The following is a 3623-nucleotide window of genomic DNA, read 5'->3' as shown; positions in this document are numbered from 1 at the left end:
GCCGGACATATGAACGCAAGCGATCCGATCATCCAAGCTGACTTCATCTTGCGAGCTGGGGGCCGTCCACATATGCCACATGATCCACGACCGGCCTGAGCATCAGAGACGACGCTGGCGCACACTGTTCCGCAGGAAGGCGCTCGGGGACCTGTTCAGCGGTCCTTACGCCTGAGTTCGAGGCTGCAGAAGCTGGCCCGGCCGTCAGCCGTCCTGATCGAGGTCTAAGTTGCGGATCAGGTCACCAATCGGGTCACCGTCGACAGCCTTCTGAGCGGTCGGCGCCACCAGCTTGCCCGACAATCTCGGAAACGTCCGCTCTCCCGGCGGCAAAACTACCGTCGAACGATGCGCCAGCAGCGCTGAGCTGTCCGCCATCAGCATGGCAGGCTCGCTACCCTGCAGTCTCCGTGGCGGGTCAGTCCAACTGCACGGCATAGCTGGCGCCTCGGCAGCCACCGTGACGACCCGTGCTCTACGATCCGCCCTCTCGTAGTTGCCCGGGTGAAGAACGTGGGCGGCGACGAACAGCCCGAGGGCAGCAATCGCTGTGGTGGCGAGGGTGGATCGATAATGTTCCATTCTGGCAGAACAGACGGCTAAGCTTGCTGTTCCGCTCGCTCGTTCGGGATAGCTAATCGCGAATGTACGATCGCCGTATCCGCTCAGCCGCCACCGTCCTATCTACCAACCGTGTCGACTCGAACGCCAAGCGCCAAGGACGTGGATTGGTGCGTTCGCCGCAGGCAGAAAACTAGGCCGACAGCCTTGGCAGAGTTCGTGCGAGCGCGGTCTGCATCAACTCGGACTTATTGACGATGAGGGCCGCAGCAATCTCAGCCAGCGCCTTGTCTTCGATTTCGCTGACGCCCTCATGGTCAGCCACATCAGCGGCGATGAGAAACGCGTCCTGCCGCTGTTCCATCGGACGCCCGGCGATGGCCGCAACCCGGCGCAAGTTCTCGACCCGGCCAGCGCGGGTTCGTGCCCGTGCGATCGCCTCGTACAGCGCCTCCTCCAGCATCAGGAGGTCGTAGCCCTTCTCGATGATGGGGTTTGCACGCAGACCGACCAGCGCAGTTTCAAATTCGTCACCGGCGACCTCGCCGTCAGCGACGATGACGTTGGCTGAGGCCGAGATCCCCGCCTGCATCAGCGCGTCATCGCCAGCATAGGCTGTGACGGTTCGGCCGAAGCGGGTCAGCAGGTCCTTGAGGGCGTTCATCGCGATCCGACAGGTTGAAGGAGATTAGTCGTCACAGGCTCGCGTCGACGGATGAGCTGCGAGATCCGCCGAGGCTGACGTGCCGCCGTCCGTTGCCACTGTGCATGCCATGGCTCGGCGCCGTATAGGGTCGGCGGGATAGCTCATGGAGGGCATCGCCGACGGGGCCGCCGGCTTGATGCAAGCTGACTCGCTCGCAGGTCGCCGCGACCCGCACGCCGATCTCGTGAGTGTGGCTGCGACCATACAACCACAGGGCTAACCGCGCCCGAGGCGCCGCCGGGATACCGTCGAGGAGATCAAGCAGTGTATCGGGCTCAGCCCGAGTGAGGCGCATCGCGAGCCCGAGCGACACCGGGCAGTCGTCCGCGAAATCCTCGGCGGTGATCAAACGGACCTGGTTCACGAGGGGTTCCTGCAAGCTGTCGCCCGCAGGTTGGAAGCCTATGGTTAACGAAGCCTGTCGATAGCGGTGTCTTCGGACCGGTCGACGATCAGCGACACCAAGAAGCCGCCCCGCACCAGCGCATACGCGCGACCAATCCGGTCACGGCAGGGTCACCGACGAGCCGACGTTCAGCACCTTCCAGCCTCGGCTTGTTCGCCTCAGCCAGCATGGCGGCGCAGAAACAGCACAGCATCAGGGCGCTGATCCACAGGAGCGCGTGGAGGGTGCGGATGGTATGCTTCGACATACGCCCCACCGTGGTGACGTAGCGTTAGCGAACCCATGCACGCGATGTGAGGACAATCGAGCGCCAATCATGGCTTCTTGCTAGGAGCCACAAACGGGTTGGTCTCGGTCGGGGCGAGGTTCTTCGTGTAGCAGCTCTCTAGCCGCTCCAGCCCTGCCGCGCTTTTGTCCAGCGCCACCTGGATGGTCGAGCCCTCGCCTCTCACCTCCAGGCCATCGGCGAGCTTGAGCGACTTGAGGAACCGGTCGTCCTTGATCGGCACCGACACGGCGTCACCGGCGGCCTCGACATCGGCCTTCAGGACTGAGGTGCCGGCAGCCAACTCGACCGGGTAGCTCTTGTTGCGCCCGAGTTTCCACTTCGGCGACCTCATGCTCAGGTTGAGGCCTTCGGCGTCACGCGTGAAGCGCACATCGACACCATCCGCAGTCTCACGGCTCATCACGCATCGCTCGAACTTCTGGCCTTTGTAGGCTGCTTCCACCTGCCAGGGCCCGATGGTCACGGCCTCATCCTTCGTCTGCCCCGCTGCGTGGGCAACAGGTGTCAGGAGCACGAGTGTGAGTGAAGCGGTGAGGGACAGTCGCATTAGGTTTCCCCGGTTTTCATTGGCCATGCTAGTCCGAAGGAGTGCGCCGGCGGGTTCCTGGTTCCGCTAAGCTGCTTCGTTCGGGGGTCGGTGGATCGCGTGAATTGCGCCTCTGGCGCGAAGCACTACCTCCTGCGCGTACCACACCTGGCACGGCACCATCGCCCAGACGAACATGGGGTGGATCGATCGGCAACCTGCGACCCGGTAGGCCGTTGCTCTGTAGATCACCAGAGACATACCCGTGAACTACCGAGCTCACGTCGCCTTGGCCCTTGCCGTCAGCGTGTACGCTGTGCCCGTCCATGCGCAGACCCAGGAGGAGCAGGCCCTGGCCCTACTTCGGGCCTCCAGCGCGCAGTCGGCCATCATCACGTTCTGCGGCAAGCACTACGCGATCGACGGCACGACCGCGCTACGGATCTCACAGACCACACGCGACGTGGCCACCAAGGTGCTCGGCCAGGAAGGGGCCAACGCCGCCTTCAAAGACGAGCTGGCGCGGCGCTACGCCGAGGTGAAGGAAGTCGGTGAGCTGCAGTGGTGCACCGATCAACGCGAGGCGTCCGCGAAGGATGAGGCCCGGATCTTCAAGGACTGATGCGCGCATAACCACCCACCGCCCGCCGTCCTTCTCGAAGGTGGCCAATGATCAGCCGGTGCCGTGGCCGCCCTTGGCGTTGTCGGGCTTGGGAACGTCCGGCCGGTTGTCGTAGCCGCCGCTCTCAGGCCCTTCGCCGGCATCAGGCTCTGGGCTGCCCGGAGAGTTCGGACCGCTGCCACCAGCCGTTGGATCGGGCTTCTTCATCTCACCGATCGGCCGGCCCGGCGGTACCGTTCCAAACGCCTCCCGCGCCGCGTCTACGTCCTGACCCATGCCCGCCTCCCATGTCGTTGTGGGAGGCCAAGGCGCGGGGCCGAGCCGGAGTTCCCGACGGGATCTGTTGGAGGGGTGGCCTAGTCTGTCAGGGCAGCGATGAGCGAGAACGATGTGGCCAGCACGAATGTGCCCGCCACGAGGGACGCGATCAGCAGCATGGGGGAAGCCTCTGGCGCCCAACGGCGCCGCTTCCCAAGAACGCACACGGCTATGCTTGGTTGCGCGCGGCCGAAT

The 3623-nt window shown here is 64.3% G+C and carries 7 protein-coding genes; 1 reads left to right on the top strand and 6 read right to left on the bottom strand.

What is annotated here, in order from left to right; all coding sequences use genetic code 11:
- Positions 1 to 204: 204 nt before the first annotated feature.
- The 5 genes from MKL01_RS01510 to MKL01_RS01490 all read right to left on the bottom strand — a co-directional run bounded on the left by MKL01_RS01510 (position 205) and on the right by MKL01_RS01490 (position 2509).
- The gene (locus tag MKL01_RS01510) at positions 205 to 384 is read right to left on the bottom strand and encodes a hypothetical protein (protein WP_243903474.1); all 180 of its coding nucleotides are present in this window, start codon (positions 382 to 384) and stop codon (positions 205 to 207) included.
- Positions 385 to 754: 370 nt separating this feature from the next.
- Complete coding sequence (locus MKL01_RS01505; protein ID WP_243903473.1) at positions 755 to 1225, bottom strand: tellurite resistance TerB family protein; 471 nt, start codon at positions 1223 to 1225, stop codon at positions 755 to 757.
- A 31-nt stretch (positions 1226 to 1256) separates the two neighbouring features.
- A complete protein-coding gene (locus MKL01_RS01500; protein ID WP_243903472.1) occupies positions 1257 to 1631 on the bottom strand; it encodes a hypothetical protein in 375 nt (124 codons plus the stop codon).
- An 88-nt stretch (positions 1632 to 1719) separates the two neighbouring features.
- Complete coding sequence (locus MKL01_RS01495) at positions 1720 to 1920, bottom strand: hypothetical protein (RefSeq protein ID WP_243903471.1); 201 nt, start codon at positions 1918 to 1920, stop codon at positions 1720 to 1722.
- A 67-nt stretch (positions 1921 to 1987) separates the two neighbouring features.
- On the bottom strand, positions 1988 to 2509 hold the full coding sequence (locus MKL01_RS01490) for a hypothetical protein (protein ID WP_243903470.1): 522 nt from the start codon (positions 2507 to 2509) through the stop codon (positions 1988 to 1990).
- Positions 2510 to 2753: 244 nt separating this feature from the next.
- Here MKL01_RS01490 and MKL01_RS01485 point away from each other — a divergent pair, with 244 nt between their 5' ends.
- Complete coding sequence (locus MKL01_RS01485; RefSeq protein WP_243903469.1) at positions 2754 to 3110, top strand: hypothetical protein; 357 nt, start codon at positions 2754 to 2756, stop codon at positions 3108 to 3110.
- Between the two features lie 51 nt (positions 3111 to 3161).
- On the opposite strand, the gene MKL01_RS01480 is transcribed toward MKL01_RS01485, so the two are convergent.
- Complete coding sequence (locus MKL01_RS01480; protein ID WP_243903468.1) at positions 3162 to 3386, bottom strand: hypothetical protein; 225 nt, start codon at positions 3384 to 3386, stop codon at positions 3162 to 3164.
- Positions 3387 to 3623: the final 237 nt, after the last annotated feature.

The organism is Methylobacterium sp. J-070 (genome assembly GCF_022829385.1).
In the GTDB taxonomy this organism is placed as follows: domain Bacteria; phylum Pseudomonadota; class Alphaproteobacteria; order Rhizobiales; family Beijerinckiaceae; genus Methylobacterium.
The sequence above is the reverse complement of the archived record's forward strand: the minus strand, read 5'-3'. Positions and strand labels throughout refer to the sequence as shown.

What these genes read in the sequence shown, in the direction of transcription:
- MKL01_RS01505 (WP_243903473.1), bottom strand. Translation starts at nt 1,225, where the DNA reads ATGAACGCCCTCAAGGACCTGCTGACCCGCTTCGGCCGAACCGTCACA.
- MKL01_RS01510 (WP_243903474.1), bottom strand. Translation starts at nt 384, where the DNA reads ATGCTGATGGCGGACAGCTCAGCGCTGCTGGCGCATCGTTCGACGGTA.
- MKL01_RS01490 (WP_243903470.1), bottom strand. Translation starts at nt 2,509, where the DNA reads ATGCGACTGTCCCTCACCGCTTCACTCACACTCGTGCTCCTGACACCT.
- MKL01_RS01495 (WP_243903471.1), bottom strand. Translation starts at nt 1,920, where the DNA reads ATGTCGAAGCATACCATCCGCACCCTCCACGCGCTCCTGTGGATCAGC.
- MKL01_RS01480 (WP_243903468.1), bottom strand. Translation starts at nt 3,386, where the DNA reads ATGGGTCAGGACGTAGACGCGGCGCGGGAGGCGTTTGGAACGGTACCG.